Annotated in this window: 25 protein-coding genes and 1 tRNA gene; 3 read left to right on the top strand and 23 right to left on the bottom strand. The window is 44.7% G+C overall.

From position 1 onward, the window contains the following. Positions 1–62 precede the first annotated feature (62 nt). The 21 genes from OH463_RS10830 to OH463_RS10730 form a co-directional block, all read right to left on the bottom strand. The gene (locus OH463_RS10830) at positions 63–1,073 is read right to left on the bottom strand and encodes a porin (protein ID WP_005453282.1); all 1,011 of its coding nucleotides are present in this window, start codon (positions 1,071–1,073) and stop codon (positions 63–65) included. A 213-nt stretch (positions 1,074–1,286) separates the two neighbouring features. Next, positions 1,287–2,156: a metal ABC transporter solute-binding protein, Zn/Mn family gene (locus OH463_RS10825; protein ID WP_005453281.1), complete on the bottom strand. Its 870-nt coding sequence runs from the start codon at positions 2,154–2,156 to the stop codon at positions 1,287–1,289. A 16-nt stretch (positions 2,157–2,172) separates the two neighbouring features. Beyond that, positions 2,173–3,048 carry a metal ABC transporter permease gene (locus OH463_RS10820; protein WP_005453280.1) on the bottom strand — a complete coding sequence of 292 codons (876 nt, stop codon included), beginning with the start codon at positions 3,046–3,048 and terminating at the stop codon, positions 2,173–2,175. Then, positions 3,048–3,773, bottom strand: a complete 726-nt coding sequence (locus OH463_RS10815; RefSeq protein ID WP_009696849.1) for a metal ABC transporter ATP-binding protein — start codon at positions 3,771–3,773, stop codon at positions 3,048–3,050. The genes OH463_RS10820 and OH463_RS10815 overlap by 1 nt, the downstream gene beginning before the upstream one ends. Continuing rightward, complete coding sequence (locus tag OH463_RS10810) at positions 3,773–4,696, bottom strand: metal ABC transporter solute-binding protein, Zn/Mn family (RefSeq protein ID WP_005453278.1); 924 nt, start codon at positions 4,694–4,696, stop codon at positions 3,773–3,775. Before OH463_RS10810 ends, OH463_RS10815 begins: the two co-directional genes overlap by 1 nt. A gap of 24 nt (positions 4,697–4,720) precedes the next feature. Then, the gene (locus tag OH463_RS10805; protein ID WP_009696848.1) at positions 4,721–5,272 is read right to left on the bottom strand and encodes a DUF6162 family protein; all 552 of its coding nucleotides are present in this window, start codon (positions 5,270–5,272) and stop codon (positions 4,721–4,723) included. Then, a complete protein-coding gene (locus tag OH463_RS10800; RefSeq protein WP_269991245.1) occupies positions 5,269–5,589 on the bottom strand; it encodes a hypothetical protein in 321 nt (106 codons plus the stop codon). The genes OH463_RS10805 and OH463_RS10800 overlap by 4 nt, the downstream gene beginning before the upstream one ends. 44 nt (positions 5,590–5,633) lie before the next feature. Further along, on the bottom strand, positions 5,634–6,464 hold the full coding sequence (locus OH463_RS10795) for a DUF4198 domain-containing protein (RefSeq protein ID WP_005453274.1): 831 nt from the start codon (positions 6,462–6,464) through the stop codon (positions 5,634–5,636). A 16-nt stretch (positions 6,465–6,480) separates the two neighbouring features. Then, positions 6,481–7,020, bottom strand: coding sequence for a DUF2271 domain-containing protein (locus tag OH463_RS10790; protein WP_009696846.1), 540 nt, complete (start codon positions 7,018–7,020; stop codon positions 6,481–6,483). Positions 7,021–7,045: 25 nt separating this feature from the next. Further along, positions 7,046–7,675 carry a PepSY-associated TM helix domain-containing protein gene (locus tag OH463_RS10785; RefSeq protein ID WP_009696845.1) on the bottom strand — a complete coding sequence of 210 codons (630 nt, stop codon included), beginning with the start codon at positions 7,673–7,675 and terminating at the stop codon, positions 7,046–7,048. Between the two features lie 136 nt (positions 7,676–7,811). Next, complete coding sequence (locus OH463_RS10780) at positions 7,812–8,657, bottom strand: CPBP family intramembrane glutamic endopeptidase (protein WP_050940805.1); 846 nt, start codon at positions 8,655–8,657, stop codon at positions 7,812–7,814. Between the two features lie 212 nt (positions 8,658–8,869). After that, positions 8,870–10,042: a tetratricopeptide repeat protein gene (locus OH463_RS10775; protein WP_005453266.1), complete on the bottom strand. Its 1,173-nt coding sequence runs from the start codon at positions 10,040–10,042 to the stop codon at positions 8,870–8,872. Beyond that, positions 10,039–10,659, bottom strand: a complete 621-nt coding sequence (locus tag OH463_RS10770) for an energy transducer TonB (protein ID WP_005453264.1) — start codon at positions 10,657–10,659, stop codon at positions 10,039–10,041. Before OH463_RS10770 ends, OH463_RS10775 begins: the two co-directional genes overlap by 4 nt. Then, positions 10,659–11,063, bottom strand: a complete 405-nt coding sequence (locus tag OH463_RS10765) for an ExbD/TolR family protein (protein ID WP_005453262.1) — start codon at positions 11,061–11,063, stop codon at positions 10,659–10,661. The genes OH463_RS10770 and OH463_RS10765 overlap by 1 nt, the downstream gene beginning before the upstream one ends. Next, on the bottom strand, positions 11,060–11,614 hold the full coding sequence (locus tag OH463_RS10760; RefSeq protein WP_005453261.1) for a MotA/TolQ/ExbB proton channel family protein: 555 nt from the start codon (positions 11,612–11,614) through the stop codon (positions 11,060–11,062). Before OH463_RS10760 ends, OH463_RS10765 begins: the two co-directional genes overlap by 4 nt. Then, complete coding sequence (locus tag OH463_RS10755) at positions 11,614–12,981, bottom strand: MotA/TolQ/ExbB proton channel family protein (RefSeq protein WP_009696843.1); 1,368 nt, start codon at positions 12,979–12,981, stop codon at positions 11,614–11,616. The genes OH463_RS10760 and OH463_RS10755 overlap by 1 nt, the downstream gene beginning before the upstream one ends. Beyond that, positions 12,982–13,749, bottom strand: coding sequence for a DUF3450 domain-containing protein (locus OH463_RS10750; protein WP_005453251.1), 768 nt, complete (start codon positions 13,747–13,749; stop codon positions 12,982–12,984). It lies immediately after the preceding gene. A gap of 75 nt (positions 13,750–13,824) precedes the next feature. Then, positions 13,825–15,909, bottom strand: coding sequence for a TonB-dependent siderophore receptor (locus tag OH463_RS10745; protein ID WP_269991244.1), 2,085 nt, complete (start codon positions 15,907–15,909; stop codon positions 13,825–13,827). A gap of 196 nt (positions 15,910–16,105) precedes the next feature. Beyond that, on the bottom strand, positions 16,106–17,479 hold the full coding sequence (locus OH463_RS10740; RefSeq protein WP_269991243.1) for a sensor histidine kinase: 1,374 nt from the start codon (positions 17,477–17,479) through the stop codon (positions 16,106–16,108). Continuing rightward, positions 17,479–18,144, bottom strand: coding sequence for a response regulator transcription factor (locus OH463_RS10735; protein ID WP_239968234.1), 666 nt, complete (start codon positions 18,142–18,144; stop codon positions 17,479–17,481). Before OH463_RS10735 ends, OH463_RS10740 begins: the two co-directional genes overlap by 1 nt. Before the next feature lie 161 nt (positions 18,145–18,305). After that, positions 18,306–19,259 (bottom strand): lactate/malate family dehydrogenase, encoded by a 954-nt coding sequence (locus tag OH463_RS10730; protein WP_009702515.1) that lies wholly within the window; start codon positions 19,257–19,259, stop codon positions 18,306–18,308. A gap of 270 nt (positions 19,260–19,529) precedes the next feature. Between OH463_RS10730 and OH463_RS10725 the strand changes: the two genes are divergently transcribed. Then, entirely contained in the window at positions 19,530–20,246 is a 717-nt protein-coding gene (locus OH463_RS10725; RefSeq protein ID WP_005453243.1) for a glycerophosphodiester phosphodiesterase family protein, read from the top strand. A gap of 20 nt (positions 20,247–20,266) precedes the next feature. On the opposite strand, the gene OH463_RS10720 is transcribed toward OH463_RS10725, so the two are convergent. Continuing rightward, entirely contained in the window at positions 20,267–20,749 is a 483-nt protein-coding gene (locus OH463_RS10720; protein WP_009696839.1) for a L,D-transpeptidase family protein, read from the bottom strand. A gap of 176 nt (positions 20,750–20,925) precedes the next feature. Here OH463_RS10720 and OH463_RS10715 point away from each other — a divergent pair, with 176 nt between their 5' ends. Together OH463_RS10715 and OH463_RS10710 are read left to right on the top strand one after the other, a co-directional pair. Further along, complete coding sequence (locus tag OH463_RS10715) at positions 20,926–21,921, top strand: 2-hydroxyacid dehydrogenase (protein ID WP_269991242.1); 996 nt, start codon at positions 20,926–20,928, stop codon at positions 21,919–21,921. Positions 21,922–22,005: 84 nt separating this feature from the next. Continuing rightward, entirely contained in the window at positions 22,006–22,362 is a 357-nt protein-coding gene (locus OH463_RS10710; protein WP_005530256.1) for a YibL family ribosome-associated protein, read from the top strand. Between the two features lie 223 nt (positions 22,363–22,585). On the opposite strand, the gene OH463_RS10705 is transcribed toward OH463_RS10710, so the two are convergent. Beyond that, positions 22,586–22,676 (bottom strand) — tRNA-Ser (locus OH463_RS10705). Positions 22,677–22,764 lie beyond the last annotated feature (88 nt).

The following is a 22,764-nucleotide window of genomic DNA, read 5'->3' as shown; positions in this document are numbered from 1 at the left end:
ATTCACAGCGAATAGGCGTCAACACAATAAATGTGTTTAGGCAGTAGAAACTGTCCTATTGATTAGAAGTAGTAACGAGCACCGATTGTCCAGTAGTCGTTCTCTTCCACGTTGTAGTCATTTCCGAGGTCAAATTCATAAGCAGCAAAGGTATAGAATGAAGGCGTAACTGCGTACTCAGCTTGTAACGCTGCTTCACTGTATAGAGTCTTGCTGTCTTTATCATTTTCTACCGCTTCGTAGTTCACACTGAACGTCCAATCATTCACCCCGTAGGCTAATAGACCTTCAAGTTGTACCGTTTCTTGATAAAGAACAGAAGTTGCTGCGCCTGGGAATTTGTAATCAAAGAAATAATCATTCATACCATATACGATTGCCGCATACAGACCTGAACCGTACTTACCGTAGTTAGCAGAGAAGACATGAGATGTCGCTGATTCTGATTTAGAACCGATGTCACGGTCACCGCCACTGTATACGTAACCAAGACCAAATCCGGCAAGGCTTGTGCTCACTGCAATCTGACCACGAGCATCGTATTCATCATGTTCGCCTTGCCAGCCAAGACCGAGGTTAAATCCAAAGCCTTCACCGAACTCAAAACCTTTACGGTAGCTCAGCATTCGCTCAGCACGAGCGGAACCTAAATTATATTGGTCTGCATACAAGAAGTCGTTGGCAAACGCGATTGGTAAATCCGCAACACCAGCTACATCGTAATATGGTGACCATTGTGTACCCGCTACCACGCGACCAAACTGTTCATGCGTTGCACCAATGTAGCCCAAACGTGTGTTGAACGAGCTCGCGCCCCCGTCCAGTAATTTGATAGACCATTCACCCTTGGCATCAACTGTCACACCATTACCAATGTCTTGTTTGCCGCCCACATTGATACGAGGAGATACGTCATGAATGCGAACATCTTCCTCAAAGTACTCACCAACGCCCACTGAAACGTGGCCGCCGATAGAAAGAGATGTGCCTTCGCTATTGTAAACTTCAGCTGCGAAAGCCTGAGAACCACATGCTAGTGCCGCCACTGCAACGGCTAGAGTTTTCATTTTCATTTTTAACATCCATATAGTTGTTTATACCGGTTCGTTACGACAGCAAGACAAAAATTTTCAACACAACGAACACATACAACGTAGTAATGAAACATAAATGAAACAAATAAATTATATGCAACCAATCCAATTGATCGCTCAAAATTTGATCAAAACCACATAAAAAAAGGGAACTTTTCAGTCCCCTTCATAATTTTTGTGGTGTTTTTCGTGTTACAACTGCCAGCGCGCGAGTGGTTTCTCAGTTTTTATTCCTTTACTCCCCCAACGATCAATGACGTCAATTTGCAGTATGCGATCTGGTGAAATAATCGATTGTAGCTGTTTTGAGGGTCTTTTATCTGTAATTAGCCACAGAGTTTTATCTTCTTCAAACTGAGCTTTTAAAGACAGTTTCTCTGCTTCTGACCATTCCAGTTCAGGCTTGAATTGACGATCAACAACGAACAGTTGGTTTCCAGACGCAAAATCCTCTAATGATTCCCCTAGCAAGACCACTGAATCAATCTCTTTCGCAAAGATAACGTCCTGTTGTTGATTAATCAGCTCACGTACTTCTAACATCAACGCTTGCTGGTTCTTTTCTATTTGAGCTTGATATTGAGGATAAACCTTTTGTAGATCCTCACCCACGATCGCAGCCATTCGAATTAAGTTAGTAGGATTCATCCACGCATACTTAGATGTATCACCATTGTCTAACGTCAGTGCCGCAACGCCCGGTGCTCTTGGAGATATCGCCTGAGACGCGTCAATCTCAATCAAGCGAATGTTCCCCTGACGAGCATAAACAAAAGTTGGGTCTTGATGCCAAATAGCACCCAACGTAATCGCAACGGTCGCCTCCTGCCCGGCTTTAATGGCTTGTTGTTGACCTTTACTTGCAAACCAGTTCACCAAACGTTCAACGCCATATCGCTTAGGTGGCAAGTAACTGGTTTCAATGCCTGTGCCTTGCATCAGTTGCTCAGACAACATGTAAGTCACAGGCGTGCTGGTAATAATATCTTTGCCATAAGAGAACGGTGCAAATGTACTCGTCAAAACCAAGCCCATTGTTATGATTTGTTTTTTCATCTTCATAATTGGTTATCCAGATTTAAGCTTTTCGCACAATGCGGTAGATCGTTGCCGTTAGGAAAAACGCAGCAGAGACAATAATAATTGAGGCGCCAGACGGTACCGGCAATTCAAGTTCCATTGGCAAAACGGTTCCAACCAAGCAGGCAACGGTAGCCAATAAGGATGAAAGCAAAACAAAACTGCCCATTCGCTTAGTGAGCAAGCGTGCCGTTGCCCCCGGAATAAGCAGTAACGCTCCAACCAAAACCGCACCGATAATCTTCACTGCTGCGATTGTCACGAGCGTAATCATCATGACGAACAGGTAGTCATAAAAGCTGGTGTTGAATCCACGAACACGCGCGATGTCAGGGCTAATGCAAGTCAGTAAGATTCGGTTAAAGGTCGGAATCAGTAACAATAGAATGATCAAACAGCTCACCGCAAGAATCGTTATGTCTCTGTCTGTCACCGTCAGGATCGAGCCAAACAAAACGTTCTCTAACATATGAATATTGATCTTTCGTGCCACATACATCAGCAGGGCAGCACCGACTGCCAAAGCAAGAGCGAGGAACACACCCACGAGTGTATCGTAGGGAACGTTGGTTCGATTTCGCACGAAATGCAGCAATAGCGCGAAAATCATGCAGAAGCTGAATAACCCGATAAATGGATTTTCCGGTGGTTCACCAAGTAGCACACCGATCGCTATACCAGTCAGCGCTGCGTGACCAACGGCTTCAGAAAAGAACGCCAAACGCTTCGCGATGACCAAGGTGCCCAAACCGCCCAGTAACGGACCAAGAATTAGCGCTGCAACAATTGCGTTAACCATAAACGCATAAGCGAAGCTGTCACTGAGCCACCCGGCTTCTACTCCGTTGAGGGCAAATTGTCTTAACCAATCCATTACGCCGCCTCCACTTTTGCCGTGTAGTGCTTAAACAGAGACTCAATACGCTCAGGACTCAATACTTCAGAGTGATGCCCCGAAGCGACGATTTGACGATTGACAACATGCACCTGCGCATCCAAACGGCGCACCGCTGTTACGTCATGATGGACAGCAAGAACGGTTTTACCTTCTGCTACCACTTCATGAATCAAACCCTCTAGATAACGTACCCCTTGCTCATCCATACCCGTTGTCGGTTCATCTAGAACAAGTAAGCTTGGATTATCGAGTAGAGCTTGGGCGAAGAGAACACGCTGTTGCTCACCGCCAGATAGTTGTCCCATACGACGATCACTTCTTGTTGCCATACCAACACGCTCTAATTGAGCTAACGCCTGTTGAGCTTGCTTGGTTTTACGGCGCCAAAACAGAGGCACACGCGTTTGGTTAAGCAGTACAAAATCCATGACCGTCAAAGGTAAGCTAGCTTCAAACATGGCTTTTTGTGGTACGTAACCAATTTTTCCGGCTTGCTCAGCCTCCGCCCAATGCACCGAGATGTCACCCGAAAATGGTGTAAGTCCTAAAACCGAACGTAACAATGACGTTTTGCCACCACCGTTTGGTCCCATAATCACATGGCATTGACCCGCTTCAAAACAAGTCTGAATGTCTTGCAGAATAAGGTTGTCCCCGTACTGCAAGCAGACTTTATCAAGAGAAATCGAAGGACCTCGCATTAGGCTTTCTCCTGCTCATGCTTGCTTGCAACAAACTTCATCGCCTCTATTAAGGTTGCTACGTTGTCGCGCATCTCCACCTCGACTTTGTCGGCTTCGTATTCCCCGTGCGTCATGTGAGAAAAGCGATATAGCTTCACGCCCGTCGCTTCTTCGATCGTATCAACAAAACGATTTGGCATATTCAGCTCGTAAAATAGAACATCAATACCAGATTGGCGGATCTTCTCGATGGTTTCCTGTAGCTGACTAGCGCTTGGCTCTACGCCATGAGCAGGTTCGATTACCGCGGCTACATCGACGCCAAACTCTTGTAGAATGTATCCATAAGCATTGTGCGTTGTTGCGACCTTCATACCTGCTGTATCTAGCTGCCCTAGAGACAACATCGCATCACGCTTTAAAAGGCGAAACGTTTTTGCGTACTTTCGCGCATTTTTTCGATAAAAAGCTGCGTTTTCTGGGTCAAGTTTGCTCAACTCACTGGCAATGGTGTAAACCTTTTGAATCGTGGTGGATAGTCCAACAAAGGTATGTGGATTCACTGCACCTTTACCAACGGATTGCCCCATAGCGGGCAATAGTGGAACTTCCTTATTTGCCTCAATCACCACCAGATCGTCGCGCTGCGCAGCTTGAATAACTTTCAGAGCAAAATCATCATGCCCAATACCATTGACGACAATCACATCCATCTGATTCAGTCTTTTAAGATCATTGGGTTGGGGCAAATAGTTATGAGGATTGAACCCTGCATCGACCAAAGGAATGATCTCAGCTTTATCACCGACCACCGCTTTTACATAGCTGTAGTAAGGTTGCAAAGTGATACCAATGTTGAGCGTTTCGGCAAAACTTGAAGCGGAAGCGACCAGTAAAGCACTAGCCGTTAGAATTCGACGTAAGAGAGAGCGTGTCTTCATAGTTGTTATCATGTTGGTTATTGCTTAATGCTTATGAGGGCTTGCAGGAGAAGAAGGCGTTAACACGATTTGTTGCCAACCACTTAGCTTTCGTTGACTTTGCTGAGTTAAGTCCTCGATATCGATAGAAACAGCCGTGGAAAACCAGATATCAGCATGCTCGTGACGGCTATCAAGTAGCATCGAAGCTGAACCTTCATCGTCCTGTCTCAAGCCAAGATAAAGTCCTGCATCCAACATCTGCCATTGATGAGAACCTTTGCGCTGCCAACTTTGGTCTTTAACAAATGGAGCGAGCCAAAACGTTTCAAGTTCACTGACTTCAGGCCACTTACCCTCATCAATGTGGAGATCACGAATTTCCTCATGAGCAAGTTTAAGCTCTGCAACCATTGCCAACTCTTCTTGCCCAAGGTCAGTCATCAACACTTGATGCTCGAGTGCTTCTGCGTGCTCAACTTCGGTCTGATGATAGGGCAATAAGGCGGCAGACACCGCAAGAATGCCGGCGATGGTTAATGCCACCCATTTACCTTCGCGACTGCCATTATCCGGTCGAATTTTCTGAGTGATCATTTCTCTTTCAACTCAACCACATCAATTTCTACTGGGTTTTCATGCCCTGCGTCGAAAACAAGATAAAAATCCATTTGAGGATGAGTGAACTCAGCGATAGAGCGCTTGTCAGTGGTTACTTTGGCAATCAAGTTGTCATCGTAATCGTACATTTCAACGTCATAGTCAACTGCGGTAGAACCATCGGAGTAACCTGCTTCACAGATGACTTTGTCTTGTTCTAAATGGCAGTTCATTAATGGAAAGTGCGCCGCAGCTTGAAAGGACAGTAAGCCGCCCGAAAGAGCGGAAGCGATAAGAATAGAGCTGTTTTTCATGGTGTATCCAAAATGGCTCAGTGGAGCACTGAGCCTAAACTTGATTAATTTAATTGCGTTTCGAACGTTAGATGAACATTCACACTGGCTTTATCTGCGAGAGGATCGTTTTTCAGCTCACCTTTATAGTTGGCTTTCATCAAATAGCGACCAGCCACCTCTGGAGTAAACGTAATTTTGCCTTCTTTATCACTCACGACATCCATTTGTTCTTGGTGGTTTCGGTAAAGGGTACCTTCACGAGTAATTTCGGCTGTGACACCTTGTTGAGGCTCACCATTAAAGAAGAATTGGAAAGTCACCGCTTCGCCTTCAATGATGTCTGATGGGTGAGTGATCGGTTTCATCTCTAGCAGCTTGCCTTCAATTTCCAGCGCTTTTTCTGTCGGCATCCCCACCGTCACGTAACTTTCCGCTCGGGTATAGCTCAGTTGCGTAACAACATCACGTGCTTTTTCTGGAATAACACTTGCGCGATCAGCTTTACTTGCTCGCGCCCACTTAACTGTGTCGCGGCGACCCGCTTTGTATTGGGTGTAGTAGCTTGGTTGGTTGTTGATCGCGACCTTGTGTGTGCCTTCTTCTTCAAAGTAGAAATCAAACATCGAACGACGTTTACCACGAACAACAAAGTTCGGACGCTCCGAACGACCATCCGGCATGATCACAAATGCTTGATCGCTGCCCGCTGGTTTATCAAAAACAAACGTACCGTGAGAGGCAGTCACATCAAACGTCAGCCAATCACCACCTTCTTTTGATACTGTAAAGTGAGAAGGCAAAACCCAACGAGGGTGCGCTTGTGCTGTTGTTGCAGCTGCTAGCCCCATCGCCATTACACTTGCTAGTGCCACCGCTTTCATTTTGGTTTTCATCGTTGTTCCTTCTCTATTACTTAACTTGGTAGTTGACGGTAATCATGCCCGTCTCTTGGGTTGGTTTGATTTGATAACGAACTTCGCTGTCCGCTAGTTGCATCTTTTGTCGCAAATAATTCCGTCCACCGTGCTCGCGTACCACTTCAACATGCAACGTGTAAGTACCTTGTTCGAGTCGCAGACCTTCATCATTGGTGCCATCCCAAATAAAACGGTATTGACCAGCGGGACGAGTAGCAGACGTCACGGCGTCCACTAATTCGCGATCATAACGACCCACCTTTCGCCACCAGCTTCGAAGATCTTTTAGCCATTCATCTTTACCAACCCATAACTGGATGGTTTTCACTGGCTTGCGCTTATCATCTTCAATCCATACTGCAACATAAGGACGGGCGTACATTGATGTATCAATTTTTGGCAACTCGAATTCAAAATCGACTTTGGCACGATCAGGCAAGGGGGCAGCAAAAAGCGAAAGAGGCATCAGCGCAGCAATAAGTGTTAGTTTGCTTAATGAGTTGCGACGCAAAAATCGGTCTGTGTTTAACATAGGGGAATTCTCTGAATAGAGGCTGTTATGGCACAGCAACAAAATAAATAACGAGCGACAGCAAGGTGCCAAAAGCCATCCACTGCATCGACGTTCTTAAAGTCTTTTTCTTTGGTAGTAGCAAACACACTCCGGTTAGAACAAAGAACACCATCAATAATGCAGTGATATCAATGAACCACTTCCAAGCATCGCCACTATTGCGACCTTTGTGCAGATCATTCAGTAGCGCGACAATGCCGTAATTCGTTGTTTCAACTTCAGCCTCTCCCGTGGTCATATCGACAAAAACGGTAGCGTTATAACCCGGACCTTTAAAATCCAAAGAAAGCTCGCCAATCACTAACTCTCCATCTTCGATTTCGGTATAAACATCCAAAGCCGACGGAGTGCCACGCAAATGGGTTTCTTGAGTTAGGAAGTTCAATAGAGCCGAACGATTGGGTTGGAAGCTGCCTTCAGTTGCAAAAAGTTGCTTTGAAGGGATCGTGAGTGTGTGTTGTTGAATGATTGGCTCACTGCGCTCAAACAATGTTGGTCTGTTCAAGGTGATGCCCGTTAAGGCAAAGAACAAGGTCACCAATAAAAGCGCCATGGAAACGTAAATGTGCAGACGGCGAGCCCAAGTTTGGACGCCTTTGCTTTTGAGCAACATAAAAAAACAATCATCACCAATAAATGAGGGCTTAATTTAGGTGATAATCATTCTTATTGGCATTTAATTTACATTGTTTACGTTTGATAGAATAGAAAGGCTCCCGCACATGGAGGCAAGAGCCTATAGGAAAATCTTATCGAGCTAAGATTGGGTAAGTAAAGAAAACCAAGTGACAGAAGTTGAACACAAAATGGGCTAACACAGCACACCATAGGCGCCCAGTGAAGTGGAAAACAAGACCGTACCCTATCCCTGCAAGTCCAGCAAATACCATCAACAGTGGACCGCCTGCAAAATGAGCTAAACCAAACAAAATGCTCGCCACCACCAAACCCAATCGCCAATCAAAACGACGAGATAATGACTGCTGGATAAACCCGCGGAATAAAGCCTCTTCTGCAACACAAGTTAATACGAGGTTATTCAAAGCAAACAGCCACCACCATGACGGCAAACTAAACTCCGGTTTTAGAGCACCAAGCATAACGGCAACTGGCAATAGTGAAAGCAGGGGGATCATCACCAGCAGCGCAGGTTTTATTCTTATTTTTGACTCACCGCCAAGCAGCATAGGATAAGCAAGAAGGAGAGCAAAGAAGGCAAGTGGCTTGTCCAGATTAAGATACATTGAGAATGGCGCACTCTGTGGTCCCGCGGATACCTTGTCGAGAACTTGCAGATTATTAAAGCCAGGGATCAAATGGACAAAAAGCATCACACACCAAAGGACGACAATCCCCCACCCTAGGTAGTAAATAGGTTTCATCTTTGGATTCAATGCCAGCATCGGCAACCGGTATGAGACTCCAAGAACAACCAACGAACTGATCAGCGCGATGAGCTCAATTCGATCAAAAACAAATGCACCTAGCAGTGTAAGTCCAAGCAATGCGAAGGCTGCCCTTTGTTGCCGAGCAAATGCCGCGCCAATTGCTAATACAAGCGGTAGCCAAATCAAAATGGCAGAATCAAGAATCATGTATTTATCCTTATAAAAACTGACGGTCCAGTCTTAGTGCTGGGTAGTTGTAATATAACCTTGTCCCCAAGTAACCTCGAGATATTTGCTGCAACGAGAATGACTTAGTTTGTAGACGCAGCAGCGATTAAAAGAAATCGAACCTGCTCACTTCTATAAAAACAAAAAGACCCGAGATCTGACTCGGGTCTTTCGATGCTATGAAATACGCATTAACTATTCTGGCTTGCTTTGGCTTTGCGCAATTGCGTTAGGTACTTCACCCAACTCTCAGCTTGAGTCGAAGGCTTAATTTCATTGGCACGTTTCGCATTTGCAAGCGCATCCTCAAAGCGTTTCAACTTGTAGTAAGCTCGGGCTTTCACCAGTGCCACATCAGCCTTACGACCAGTCACTTTATCCAACGTCGCTAACGCTTCTTTGTAATGACCTTCTTGCACTAATAACTGGGACAAGTTCCAGTTATATTTTCTGTCCAATTGAGCCGCGACATGCCAACTCTCAATCGATTTGTCCCACTCTTTTGCTATTTGCCAATATGTCGCTTGCTGCGCTTTTAACTTGCTGTCTGAGTTGATGTCTTTCACCTCTTCTAGCACCAAAGCTGCGCGCTCTGGAATACCACGCGCACCATATAACTGAGCAAGAAGTCGTAAATCGTCTTGACTAAGCGCGACACCCTTTAGTTTTGCAAGCGCCAATGCATCAAGAGCGCGTTTGTTATCATCAACACGAAGATAGAGCGCAGCTAGCTGACGCCACCACTCCACACGCTCAGGTTCAATCGCAATCAAACGCTTAATCGTACCGATGGCTGGCTTCCATTTTTGCAGCTCAAGTTCGGCTGACAACTTGATAGACAAAGGACCAATTTCGTCTGGCTGACCAAACTTTTCATAGCGCCCCATCGCAGACAAGACTTTGTTCCATTGACTCAACTGGTAGTGAGACTGAGCGATACGCAACCAAATCTCATATGCCTTCTGAGTTTCAGGAACAGATTTACTTAAGTCGTAGTAGTGAGGTAATGCCTTTGAAAATTGCTGCTCGTTAAGCAACATATCCGCTAACATCTTGCGCGTTTGCCAAGCTTGATCATCGTCTAAGAGACCGCTATTAACCGCAATCTCTAGCTGCTTGATAGCCGACTTCACTTGCTCATTTTGCCAGTACAAAATCCCAAGCATACGCGCGACAAATGCACGATCATAACCGCGCGATAACTCTAATGCTTCAAGCGTTGAAATGGCTTCTTGCAACTTTTCGTCTTGAACCAAATTATGCGCACGTTGAACACGAGTCGCGGTGTATTGACTCAGTTCATTGGCAGTCGTCGTAAAAGCGCATAGGCTCAATACTGCACCGATTAAGAATTTCTTCATCATTTGGCTAAATTGAACTCCACTTTTCGGGTTTGCCCGTACTGCTCAATTGAGACACCGTTTTCAACCTTCGGCTGATACTTCGACTTCTTCAATGCTCGAATCGCTTCTTTCTCAAACATACGTTTTGGCTTGGCATCAAGCACTTCGATATCCTTTGGACGCCCCGCAGCATCAATAGTAAAACGTAACATCACGTAACCTTCGATTTTGCGTTTCAGTGCCTTACTCGGATAGCGTGGCTCTGGGCTATACAAAGGGATCGCTTGCTGATTACCCATAGTGCCTTTCAAGTTTGGAGCACTAATAGCAATACCATCAAGAGAAGTGTTCAAGCCCAATGCACTGATTGGCGTCACTTGACTCATCGGCTCAACTTGCGTTTGAGCCTGAGACAAATCCATCGGCTCTGGCGCTTTTGGTGGCTCTGGTTGTTCAGGCACCGAGCGTTGACGACGCTGAACATCCGCATCATTCTCGATCATAACCATATCAAAGCGCACCGCTTCAGAGGGCTTTGGTGCTCGCTGATTGCCTTTATCGACCATCCACGCCATAAAGCTAAACAAGCTCACCGCAATCAAAACTGACACGGGTAGCGCGAGTAATAGCCTTTTCATTAAGGTTTCTCCGCCGCCAAAGCAATGTTCTTCACACCAGCGCCTTTCGCGGCATCCATGACTTTCACAACTGTGCCATTGTAAGCATGCTCATCCGCTTGAATTACAAGCGCTGCGTCTGGTTGCTCCAGCAGTAAGTGCTCAATGGTGGCTTCAACACGCTCAATATCCACTAAACGTTTATCGATGTAGACATCATTTGCTGCCGTCACGGCGATAAAGATGCCTGCGTCTTTTTGACTGACCACATTGGAAGCTTGTGGGCGATTAACTTCTACACCTGACTCACGTACAAATGAGCTAGTCACAATGAAGAAGATCAACATGATGAATACGATATCCAGCATCGAGGTTAAATCGATCTGGGCTTCATCTTGTTGATTTGGTCTACGTCCGAGTCTCACTTCTGACTCCTTAAAGATTGTTCTAACTGGAGGGCTTTGCGTTCACACACTTTGCTTAAACGAGCATGTACAAACATACCTGCAAGTGCTGCAACCATACCTGCCATTGTAGGTAGTGTTGCAAGTGAAATACCGGAAGCCATCAATTTCGGATTGCTACTGCCTTGTGTTGCCATCACGTCAAAAACCGTGATCATGCCCGTTACCGTGCCTAACAAACCTAGCATTGGGCAAATTGCAACCAATACTTTGATGGTTGATAGGTTTTGGCGCAGTTCAATTTGTGCCTTTGCAATCCATCCTTCGCGGATTTGATGCGCGTACCAAGAGTGGTGGTCTGCTCTTGCTAGCCACTGTTCACAAAGCTGTCTCTTCACCTTCGGAAATTCCGTTGTCAGATAAAGAACACGCTCCATAACCAGCAGCCAGCATACCGCTACAACGGCAGCCAGCCACCATAGGATCTGCCCGCCTTGCTGCATAAAGCTCGCCAAGGTCGAGGCCCAATCCTCACTGATCAAACCCAATGTGTTGAGTAGGATCTGCTCCATTACGCTGCGTTCTCCGCTACTGTGTTAGAGGCATTTTTACCCTTTGGCATATCACGTTCAGCTTGCTCTGCCACAAGACCAATACCTTGTTTTTCTAAAATATTGCGAATGTTCTCTGCTTGAGAGCTCAATACGTTATGAGCAAGAAGCAATGGCATCGCAGCCACAAGACCAAGGACAGTTGTCACAAGTGCCATTGAGATACCACCCGCCATGACTTTTGGATCGCCATTACCAAACTGAGTGATAACTTGGAAAGTTTCGATCATACCCGTTACCGTACCAAGCAGACCCAGCATAGGTGCTAGCGCGGCAAGCAGCTTAAGCATCGATAAGCCTTTCTCAAGGTGAGTTTGTTCATCAACTACCGCTTCCAATAGACGCAACTCTAACGCTTCAACACTACGGTGCTTATCCTTTTGGTATACCGCTAGAATTCGACCTAGAGGGTTATCCTCTGGTTGAGTTGGGCTCTTAAGTTGTTTCGCGATCTTTTGACGAGCGATGATCAATGACACACCACGAACCAGCGCGATGATCAAGCCAATAGCGAGTAAACCAAGGATGATCTTACCCACCACGCCACCTGCGTTTAGGCGATCTGCCATGGTTGGAGAATTTGCTAACTGGTCAAGGAGAATGCCACGCGATGGGTCAATCACGAGTGAGTCAATGTCTCCTGAGCTTAATGTGCTTGCCGTAGGACCGTTTTCAGGCTGACGCAGATAATTCACCGCATCACCACGCTGACCATTCCACTTCACATACCCTGCGTTGTCCAACAACGCCATTGAGCCTAGACGAACACCATCAACATTTTGCTCACGCCCCTCACCATCCAACAAGGTGAATGACACATTCGCCATCTCACCACTTGCTTTGACTTGCTCTTCCATACTGCGCCACATTGCACGCAGTTGAGGTAATGTCGGCAGTGATTTCGCTGCAACGATATCATCAATGTTTTTTTGGTATGAGTTAGCGTCGACACCTGTTACAGAGTACTTAAGCTCCGACTCCAATTCTTTTGCATTTTGACGAACTACGCCAAAAAGCTCACCTAAGCTGCCTGTTTCTAGGCGAAGTTTCTCTTCAAGTTGGGCAAGCTGCGATTCGTTTTCGCTGAACGTAACACTCAGGGTGTCCGCTTCTGCTTGCAACGCTGCACGCTCGGCAACAAGCTGGTTTTTCATCGCTTGCAACTCTTGCTGCGTTTTCTTAAAACCAGATTCACGAGCCACATTGTGCGACTGCTGTTGACGATTTTCTTGTTGTGCTTTCTGCAATAATGCGTCACTAGCGAATGTTGTGTGAGGTAGAAGAGCAGCAGAAGAAATCAGCGCAACCGATAGCCATTTTTTCATCATTTATTTGCCCTCCGCTACGTTAAGAGACACTGGCAGAGTAAGCATACTCGGTGCAATCTGTTTGTTCGCCATCGCAAACGCTTTGTCTAGTTCCGCTTTTTGCTCAGTGCCCACTGCTTGCCATTCTTTTTGTTGCTGTGACCAGCTCCAGAAGTGCTCACCTGATAAGCTACGTGCAACCAATGAAACACGACCTAGGTAAAGGATATCGGCTTCGACTTGATCATTACCATCTAATGCTATCTTGCCTTGGTAAACACCAATCTTAGAGCCATAGTCCATCTCAATTTGGTACGCCTCAAGAATACGGCGGAACTTCTCAGCATCTGCGACGTCTGCGCGAGTCATCATTGCATCCAGCTTTGCAATACGCTCTTCACGTTGTGCCTTGCGGATCGGTTTATCATTAGCGACGATACTCTTAAGACCATCAAGCATGTGGTACATCAGTGGCACGACACCTTGGCGAGTCTGAGCGATTTGTTCGATTTGCTCATTCAGACTAGCCACTTCTTCGTTTTGACTGTCTACCAAACTAGATAGGTGATCACGATAAATCTTCAAGTTGCCAACTTCTTCTTGTAACTGCTCTATTTCAGCCTCAAGAGTCAAAGATTTCTCTGCACTTACATCAATACGCTTCTGGCTAACAGCCGATGCTTGATTGGTTTTACTCTGCACTGCTTGTGCATCGTTAAGATTTTCCGCTTGAACGGGAATCAAAACCGATGAGATCAACAGAGCGATACTTGATTTCATTAGATTCATACGAGTTATATTTTCTGTTTTCTAAAAACGACTAAAGGGGAAGACCAATCTTCCCCTTTAAAAATCATATTGTTATCAGTACTTGAACTGAATTGTTGCCATGTAGTTTCGACCTTCGCCTATCACTACATTTGTTGCACCATCATAGTTGTCCGGGTTCGTACTACCGCCACCAGCTAGGTATTCAGTATCAAACACGTTTTCAACATTGAATCGGGCCACAATATCTAAGTTCTCATCATACTTGTGTGTGTACGCCACGCCCATATCAACACGCGCATACCCATCTTTCTTAAACGTGTTCGCTGCGTCACCGTAGCGCTCACCCTCATAAATCACGCCCAAGTTTACATTCGTATTGTCTTGGATCTTGTAGCTAGACCAGACGCTTGCAGAAAGCTCAGGCACATCAGCTGGGCGATTGCCTTTTAGTTTTGCACTTTCTGTAATCTCTGCATCTAAGTACATTGCAGAAGCAGTTAACGAAAGCTTATCTGTAACAAATCCTTGCGCTAAGATTTCAGCGCCTCGGTGCACTTGCTCACCATCTTGAGTAGCAATCTGTTTTTTTGAGTCGTTAGGATCGACGATATCTAATCGTACATTTTCTAATGTGATGTCAAACAGCGCACCGGTTAAGAATAAACGCTCATCAAACAATTCCCACTTAGTACCCACTTCATAAGAAATACCACGCTCAGCCTCTAGTTCTTCTCCATCATTGGTAAAGTCAGAGTCAGCCACAGCACCTTGTGGCATGAAGCTTTCAGAGTACTGAACATAGATTGAACCATTACTCGCAGGATGAAAGATAACGCCTAGCTTTGGTGACACTTGGCTTTCTGTTAATGTTTCACTGCGCTTTTCATCGTAACGAACACCTGCAAGTACCTGCCAGTAATCGTTAATTGTCATCATATTTTGCGCGTAGATACCCCATGTATCATGCTCGCTAGTCGGCCATTTTTTCGAGCTACGATACCCTGGCTTTGGCACCGTTTGACCCGGCTGGACACTAGACTCTTGGTGGAATGCCATAAAGCGGTCATAACTGTAATCTAGGTAGTTTGCACCAATTAAAAGTGTGTTATCAGTATCAAGCAAAGAGAAGTCAGTCGTAACGTCTACATACGCAGTATCAAACACCCAATTGTCTGAACGATCATTCCCTTTGTGCTTAATCACATTTTTTTCTTCATAGTCGTCAAACTTAGGGTAAGACTCCACATCAAAACGCTTGAAATCTTGACGGTTGTATCCTGCTTTGACGTTTACGTTATCCGCGACTTGCGCATTAATATCGATACCGTAGTTTTCTACATCGTTATCAATCTTCGACCATTGCGCATCCCAAATATACTTGTCTCCAAGCACAGGCTTACCGTCTACAATGTAAGCACCAGAATCCACACTGCCTTCATCTTTAGTCCTGTCATAATGAGCAGAAACCATCACGTTTTCGGTAATGTCGTATTCAACAACCAGACCACCGACAACTCGGTCAGTTTGTGGCTCTGTGCCATCACCATACTTACGCCAAGAGCCGTAACTCTCTTTTGCAAGAATTGCGCGCGCACGCAATGTCTCTTCTTCATTCAGTGCACCACTCACATCTAAAACAGTGCGTGAGTGATCGTTTGAACCAATATCTTGGCTCAAGCTAACTTGTGTTTCTGTTGTTGGCTTCTTAGAAACCATGTTCACAAGACCACCTGGCTCAGATTTGCCGTAAAGTAGACCTGATGGACCTTTAAGTATCTCTACGCGCTCTAAAAGCTCAATTGGCTGACGGTAGTGTGACCAGTGCTGACGACCATCACGTAAAAAGCCGTCAGAACTGCTAAGTTCAAAGCCGCGCAATGAGAAACGCTCACGGTTACGACTCGTACCACCGGCACTAACACTCGCGTCATTTTTTAGCACTTCACCTAACGTGCTTGCACGCTGCTCATCAATAACCGCTTCATCAATCACAGCAACTTGTCCTGGGGTCTCCAGTTGCGTCATTTCCATACGCATTGCTGTTGTATTGGTATCAGCTTTGTAACCAAACTCGCGACCTTCAACAACAAGGTGCTCATCCGCTTTTTGAACTTCCGCCACTGCAGGTGCTGCTAACACCGCCCCAATCACTAACGCCAGTTGGCTTTTAGAAAACATGCACATTCACTCCAAAATGTTGGGTTACACATAGGTGCTATGTGATTCCCTTCTACTTATTTTGCGAGAGAATATAAGTGATAACCATTACCATTTGCATTAAATTTACATTCTTTGCATTCGTAAACTTTTGTAAAGGGCATGAGAGTAATACTTTGTTCGAACGTGATCTAAATCACGAATAGCCGCGAGCGATCTATTGCCTAAACAACAATGTTACACTCAACCCACCATCCACTCGGTTTGTGGCGATGGCTTTTCCTCCCATCATTCGCATCGATTCTTTTACTATTGCGAGCCCAAGACCATAGCCACCAAGCTTTTTGTCTCTGGAAGCATCCAATCGAGTAAATGGGTCAAAGATGTCGGACAATTTATCCTGTGGAATACCCGGACCATTATCAGCAATGGTCACAGCTAAGTAGTGGTGCTTATCGGTGGATTTATTTGTTAAGCACACATTAATCTGCGCAGAGTCGCCCGCATACTTGATCGCGTTACCAATCAAGTTGTTCAAACAGCGCACGACTAAAGTGTCGTCACACTGGGCTTTTGTCCTTGTCGCGTCCGATTTAAAAGTAAGAGTTTGTTGAGCTTTTAGGTCGATCTTGCAACGCTCAACCTGAGGAGCAAGCAGAACTTCTAAGTCGCTACGTTTCATCTCAGTATCGTAGCGAGCGTTCTCCAATCGGCTGATTTCGAGTATCTCACCAATCAAGTGATTAAGTTCATTTGCTTCTTCTTCCATGCGAGTGACAAGGCTTTGCTCACTCTCACCCACACGCTTTCGCAACAGATGTAACACCAAGTTCTGTCGCGCCAAAGGTGTACGAAGTTCATGTGAAACATCACGTATTAATCGACGCTGTTTCTCAGCCAAAGAGTGGATCTCCTTGGTCATATGATCGAAGTCTTGCGCCAGTTCATTAAATTCTCGTGTGTTTGATTTCAGTTCATCAACCACACTGACAGTAAAATCACCATTTGATAGCCTCTTACTCGCCTCACGAAGTCGGTCTAAAGGTTGCTGTAAGTTCCTTGCCATTAATAGAGAAAACAGCGCCAGAATGACCGCTGCAATCACAACTTTCAGTATCGAAAAGTAGAGAATAAAGTCATGAGCTGGGTGTAAACGATGAGGCAGTTGGATGACCAAACTGTTGTTGCCCACAAGAGGAATACTGAAAATTGGGCGACTAACTCTGCCTTCTAGTTGTTCATCTAAACGTCTTTTAAACTTAAGTTTGAACTCAAAATGAGGGTGCATCAAGCGATGGGTAAGTGGGTGTTGATTTTCGTCTAACACGAATAAGTAAAAGTGTTGTGCATTCGCCCAATCCGCAAGCTCATCCATATCTCCGTCTTCGATCAAAACATTGGCTTGATGCGCTAAGTCCAACATTTCTGCTTTTACGCTCGCTGGTACTTTTAGCATTGCTTTTACTAAGGCTTGCTCAGCGACAGCTTGTACAACAAGGATACTGATGACGATCGCCGTCATGTAAGTAAATAGCTTAAAAGCCAGACTATCTCGACGCTTGGCTATATAGGATGGCCACACAAATTTCATTAATTCGTCACAGCCTCTAGGTAGCTATAACCTTTTCCACGAAACGTTTTAATGTGCTGTTTGGACAATCCCGCTTCCACCAATTTACGACGAATATTACTGATGTGCATGTCTAAGTTGCGATCAAACGGACTTAGCTCTTTCTTCAAAACCTCGGTTTGCAATTCGGCTTTAGAAATCACAACGCCTTGGTTTTTTACCAAATAGCAAAGTAACTCTGCTTCAGTACCTGTCAGCGGCAAACTGTTCAGCTGATCACTGATACTTTGTACTGTGCAGCACATAGCTTGTCTTTGACGTTCTAATCCTACACGACGAAGAATTGCTTTAATACGCATCAACAATTCAGGCACATTAAAGGGCTTGCCGATGTACTGATCTGCGCCCGCTTGGTAGCCATCTAGCATCGAGTTCTCATCATTTAATGCCGTTAGCATGAGGATCGGCGTCGCGAAACGTTGACAGATACGACGCGCAACTTGCATACCATTTAGATTTGGTAGCATGACATCGAGAAGAACAAGATCAACCGGCATCTTCTCCATGTATTGCAAAGCGCTTTCCCCACAATGGACAGATGAAACGGTGTAACCCTCTTCTTGTAACACCGCCTCCAATAATTCACACAACGGAACATCGTCATCTACGATAAGAACTCGGGACATTACCAATACCAACTCAAATAAAAATGGTTCGCATTCTATTACTCATTTGCAGATTAAACAACCATAGATTCTAAGGTTTCTGTACGAAAACTGGACATAAAAAAAGCCCACTTTTCAGTCGGCTTTTATCGCAAGAAATACTGATTTTTTAATTATTTAAATCAACACTTTAAACCTGTTACTTTGGCGACATCTTCAACGATGCCTCGTAAGTTGATACTAATCGAATGAAGTGTATCTAGCTCTTCTTGTGTAAATGGATGAGTGAGTACTGACTCTGCACCTTTCTTGCCAACGACAGTAGGCAAACTCAATACCACGCCATTAACACCATATTGACCAGTCATCATGGTCCCCACAGGCAAAACTGATCGTTCATTGATCTTGATTGCCTGAATAATACGAAACACACTTGCAGCGATCCCATGAACGGTATTTTGTTTACGACGGAAAATCTCATACCCAGCTTGCTTAACGGCTTCGAGCAATTCGTCTGCATCGATACGCTCTACATTATTGGCATCGCAATAGAAATCTGCAGGTTGTCCTGCAATTGAAATCAAACTCTTTGGCGTAAAACAATTGCTACCATGCTCACCGAGAACATAACCAAAGATGTTCTTCGGGTCCAAATCCACGCGATTGGCAACAATGCTCATCAAGCGCGCAGTATCGATCACGCAGCCACTACTGATCACTTTGCTATTCTCAAAGCCTGTATTGGTTGCAATAAAGTGCGCGACAATATCACAAGGGTTAGATACAACAATGAGGGTTGCATTTGGGGCTACTCGTTCGACTTTACGTGCAATCTCAACACCTATCTTGGCATTGATTTCTGCAATATCAATTCGCGTCTGACCTTGCTTAATCTGCGCTCCCGCAGTGATTACGACAATATCAGCTCCGAGAAGATCGAGATAGTCGTCAGTAGGAATGATGTGAGTGTTTTTCGAGAAGGTCAGTGCAGTGGTATGACGGAAATCGAAGACTTCCCCTTCAGCACGCTCTAAGTTTTGGTCCAATAGAACCAACTCACTTACACTGCCCATGGTCAGTAAGTAATTACATACTCCAACACCAACGGCACCTGCGCCAATTACACCAATTTTCATACTTCTCTCCCTGATAATAAAAGTTATGCCCTCACTTTGCGTTCCCACTAAAAACTTGGGCAGTAAGAGCATAAAAGTCCAATCACTTTATGTTACCCAGAATACCTACCTAAGCTAGCCTTTCTCGACTTAATGACGTTTAAATGATGGAAATTTCTTCTTTATATATGCATCAATAACCACATTTAATCACTTCATACATTTAAACTCTATTGCAGGTACAAAAAAGGAGTACAATTCTTTGCAGTTTCTAATTGAGAATAGACGTATATGACAACGCTATTGATTGGTCACCGAGGCGTGGCAGGCAAGTACCCAGAAAACACCAAAGTCAGTATTCAAGCCGCTATAGATTTGGGTCTTGATTGGGTTGAAGTTGATGTACAACCCACCAAAGACAATGTACTAGTGGTATGTCATGATCACACAGTAAACCGCTGCAGCAACGGCAAAGGTCGTGTTGATCAAATGACTTTAGCTGAGCTAAAAACGTTAGATTTTGGTGGTTGGCTCAGTACAGAGTTCAGCAATGAATCGATCATGACGCTGTCAGAGTTGCTGGGGCTCGCTGCGAAAAACAACCTAAATCTTAATATCGAAGTTAAAGTTGACCACCATTCAGCAGAGGATGTCGCGAAGATAGTCGCTAAAACCCTTTCTGAAGGACCATTGACCAAAGAATTTATCCTTTTGTCGAGCTTTAGTCACGACGTGATAAGAGCGCTATACAAGCACTGTGAAGGCTACAGATTGGGTGTGCTAAGTGAGTTCTTTACCCGTAAAGACGGGCTACTGTTAGAAGAAGTCAACGCATACAGTTGCAACCTCAATATTAACTGGGTTCGTTCCCGTCAAATTAAGAAGCTGCAGCAAGCCGGATATAAGGTAATGTGCTATACAGTGAATAACCCAAACAAGTTGAAACACTTGCCGGCGCTAGATGGCATCTTCAGCGATCATCCAAGCCGCTTTATGTCTCAAGAATAGGGTTGAAACTAGGCGCTCCATTACCACTCAATGGTGATTGGCGTTCCCATTTTAACTAGCTTTATAAACTCATCCATCTCTTCATTGGTGATGGCGATACACCCATTGGTCCAATCAAAGCTCTGGATAAACTGAGGGGATTGTGTCTCGCCATTTTTGAGGCCATGAATCTTGATCTCTCCGCCCGGAGAGACACCTCTTCGATGCGCTTCCAAGCGATCAATTGCATCTGGATAACTGATGTGGACAGAGCGATAGAAAGCAGAATCGTTAATCACATAATCTAGAGTGTAATCACCTTCTGGAGTCCTGTTATCCCCTTCTTCCTGCTTGTGCCCTTTCGGATTAGCCCCTAACGCAATCCGATATTCTTTAACCACTTCGCCATTGTCCATTAGGTACATTCTGCGTTTTGATTTGTCTACTTTGACCAAGTCCACAGCAGCCTGTGTAAAAGGAACAAAAGAACAACACAAGATTAAAGACAACCATTTTACTGACATCGCCAGAACGCCTAACTCACCCATTCTAAGGGAACACAAAAAAGAGCAACCATGCTAGTCACAAGGTAATACTAAAGCAAACTTAATATGTGCAAATTTCACTACTCATTATGACTAACTTGGATTACTTTATAAGGAGATTACTTTATAAATTCAGCACAAATAGAGAGGGTATTATGCTCAACATTGCTTTTTTCAGTGCGAAATCCTACGACGAAGCGTCTTTCAATAAAATTAAAAACCATCGAGACTTCGAATTTCACTACCATGATTTTAGATTAACTTCAAAAACCGCAAAAATGGCTCAGGGCTGTGAAGTCGTATGTGCGTTTGTAAATGATGATTTATCCGCACCAGTACTTAAACAGCTTTCTCTTGGTGGGACCAGATTAATCGCGATGCGATGCGCAGGCTTCGACAAAGTCGATTTAGAAGCAGCAAAGGAGCTTGGACTTCAAGTAGTGCGCGTCCCGGCTTATTCCCCAGAAGCTGTCGCTGAGCATACTGTCGGTATGATGATGTGTTTAAATCGACGCTTACACAAAGCCTACCAGCGCACGCGTGATGCAAACTTCAACCTGGAAGGCTTGGTTGGCTTCAACTTCCATGGCAAAACAGTTGGCGTTGTGGGTACAGGCAAGATTGGCATTGCAACCATGTGTATCTTTAAAGGTTTAGGCATGGAGCTGCTCTGCTACGACCCATATGAAAACCCTCTAGCATTGGAAATGGGCGCTCGCTACTGCTCTCTTGAAGAGATCTATGCGAACGCAGATGTCATTTCGCTGCACTGTCCAATGAGCGAAGAGAACTATCATTTATTGAATGAGAAGGCATTCTCGCAGATGAAAGATGGTGTGATGATCATTAATACCAGCCGTGGTGAACTGCTTGATTCTGTCGCCGCAATTGAAGCACTGAAACAAGGCAAAATTGGCGCACTAGGTTTAGATGTTTACGACAACGAAAAAGACCTATTCTTCCAAGACAAGTCAAACGATGTCATTGTTGATGACGTGTTCCGTCGTCTATCCGCGTGTCACAACGTGTTGTTCACTGGACACCAAGCCTTCCTGACTCACGAAGCACTAAACAACATTGCCTCAGTGACTTTAAATAACGTGGATGCTTTCTTTGCTGGCAACGCATCAGGTAATGAACTGATCAACTAAATCAATAGATCGAACAGTATAGTAGAGCGTTGAATTTCAGCTATGCTATACTCCTCGACCATTAAAAATTTGAGTCCAATTACCATGAGCATAAAAACCGATATTCAAAAGCTGCACAACCGTTTAGATACTTGCCAACGCAAACTGGATGCGGCACGTTCTCGTGGTGATCATGAAATGATTACTAAGTTCACGAATGAAGTTGACGACCTAACGAAGAAACTTAACCAACTTAAGCACAAGCAAACATACGAACTGAACAAAGAGCGTAAGAGCCTGCTTGATATGCCATTTTCTCGTGAAATCACAAAAGCTGAGCAAGCAGACATTGGTAAGCTTAAGAAGCGTGTTCGTGGTCTAGTTATCGTTCACCCATTAACAAAAGTGGGTAAAGAATTGCGCCTAGACGTAATGACAGGTTTTGCTCCGAAAGAGTTCTAATCACTCTTTTTAAACAACAGATATTAAAAAGCCCAAGCTGCTTAGCTTGGGCTTTTTTGTGCCCAAAATTCATAAAGTTAAGCTTAGAAAAATCACCATTATAGATAATGAGTGACACTGCAACCTGTTCGTTTTCAAATTCTCGTGGTGGCAAAGCTTTAGCTAATTTCCAAATACTAAAAACGACAAAAGCCCCGCTATTTCTAGCGAGACTTCTTAATAGTGGCGGAGAGATAGGGATTTGAACCCTAGATACGCTATTAACGTATGCCGGTTTTCAAGACCGGTGCTTTCAACCACTCAGCCATCTCTCCACAAATTGTTACTAAAATTTAGTCTTACTTAAATAATGCTAAATCTCAGTTTTGCCTTTAGATTTTTTAAAATCTAAAAACAGTAAGC

This window comes from Vibrio sp. NFR (genome assembly GCF_027587095.1).
GTDB classification, from domain to species: Bacteria; Pseudomonadota; Gammaproteobacteria; order Enterobacterales; family Vibrionaceae; genus Vibrio; species Vibrio harveyi.
The sequence above is the reverse complement of the archived record's forward strand: the minus strand, read 5'-3'. Positions and strand labels throughout refer to the sequence as shown.

Coding starts and splice junctions, on each gene's coding strand:
- OH463_RS10760 (WP_005453261.1), bottom strand. CDS start 11,614: ATGGAGCAGATCCTACTCAACACATTGGGTTTGATCAGTGAGGATTGG.
- OH463_RS10780 (WP_050940805.1), bottom strand. CDS start 8,657: ATGATTCTTGATTCTGCCATTTTGATTTGGCTACCGCTTGTATTAGCA.
- OH463_RS10740 (WP_269991243.1), bottom strand. CDS start 17,479: ATGAAATTTGTGTGGCCATCCTATATAGCCAAGCGTCGAGATAGTCTG.
- OH463_RS10825 (WP_005453281.1), bottom strand. CDS start 2,156: ATGAAGATGAAAAAACAAATCATAACAATGGGCTTGGTTTTGACGAGT.
- OH463_RS10715 (WP_269991242.1), top strand. CDS start 20,926: ATGCTCAACATTGCTTTTTTCAGTGCGAAATCCTACGACGAAGCGTCT.
- OH463_RS10755 (WP_009696843.1), bottom strand. CDS start 12,981: ATGATGAAAAAATGGCTATCGGTTGCGCTGATTTCTTCTGCTGCTCTT.
- OH463_RS10710 (WP_005530256.1), top strand. CDS start 22,006: ATGAGCATAAAAACCGATATTCAAAAGCTGCACAACCGTTTAGATACT.
- OH463_RS10750 (WP_005453251.1), bottom strand. CDS start 13,749: ATGAATCTAATGAAATCAAGTATCGCTCTGTTGATCTCATCGGTTTTG.
- OH463_RS10810 (WP_005453278.1), bottom strand. CDS start 4,696: ATGAAGACACGCTCTCTCTTACGTCGAATTCTAACGGCTAGTGCTTTA.
- OH463_RS10775 (WP_005453266.1), bottom strand. CDS start 10,042: ATGATGAAGAAATTCTTAATCGGTGCAGTATTGAGCCTATGCGCTTTT.
- OH463_RS10720 (WP_009696839.1), bottom strand. CDS start 20,749: ATGTCAGTAAAATGGTTGTCTTTAATCTTGTGTTGTTCTTTTGTTCCT.
- OH463_RS10800 (WP_269991245.1), bottom strand. CDS start 5,589: ATGAAAAACAGCTCTATTCTTATCGCTTCCGCTCTTTCGGGCGGCTTA.
- OH463_RS10790 (WP_009696846.1), bottom strand. CDS start 7,020: ATGTTAAACACAGACCGATTTTTGCGTCGCAACTCATTAAGCAAACTA.
- OH463_RS10735 (WP_239968234.1), bottom strand. CDS start 18,144: ATGTCCCGAGTTCTTATCGTAGATGACGATGTTCCGTTGTGTGAATTA.
- OH463_RS10820 (WP_005453280.1), bottom strand. CDS start 3,048: ATGGATTGGTTAAGACAATTTGCCCTCAACGGAGTAGAAGCCGGGTGG.
- OH463_RS10745 (WP_269991244.1), bottom strand. CDS start 15,909: ATGTTTTCTAAAAGCCAACTGGCGTTAGTGATTGGGGCGGTGTTAGCA.
- OH463_RS10725 (WP_005453243.1), top strand. CDS start 19,530: ATGACAACGCTATTGATTGGTCACCGAGGCGTGGCAGGCAAGTACCCA.
- OH463_RS10770 (WP_005453264.1), bottom strand. CDS start 10,659: ATGAAAAGGCTATTACTCGCGCTACCCGTGTCAGTTTTGATTGCGGTG.
- OH463_RS10815 (WP_009696849.1), bottom strand. CDS start 3,773: ATGCGAGGTCCTTCGATTTCTCTTGATAAAGTCTGCTTGCAGTACGGG.
- OH463_RS10830 (WP_005453282.1), bottom strand. CDS start 1,073: ATGAAAATGAAAACTCTAGCCGTTGCAGTGGCGGCACTAGCATGTGGT.
- OH463_RS10805 (WP_009696848.1), bottom strand. CDS start 5,272: ATGATCACTCAGAAAATTCGACCGGATAATGGCAGTCGCGAAGGTAAA.
- OH463_RS10730 (WP_009702515.1), bottom strand. CDS start 19,259: ATGAAAATTGGTGTAATTGGCGCAGGTGCCGTTGGTGTTGGAGTATGT.
- OH463_RS10785 (WP_009696845.1), bottom strand. CDS start 7,675: ATGTTGCTCAAAAGCAAAGGCGTCCAAACTTGGGCTCGCCGTCTGCAC.
- OH463_RS10795 (WP_005453274.1), bottom strand. CDS start 6,464: ATGAAAACCAAAATGAAAGCGGTGGCACTAGCAAGTGTAATGGCGATG.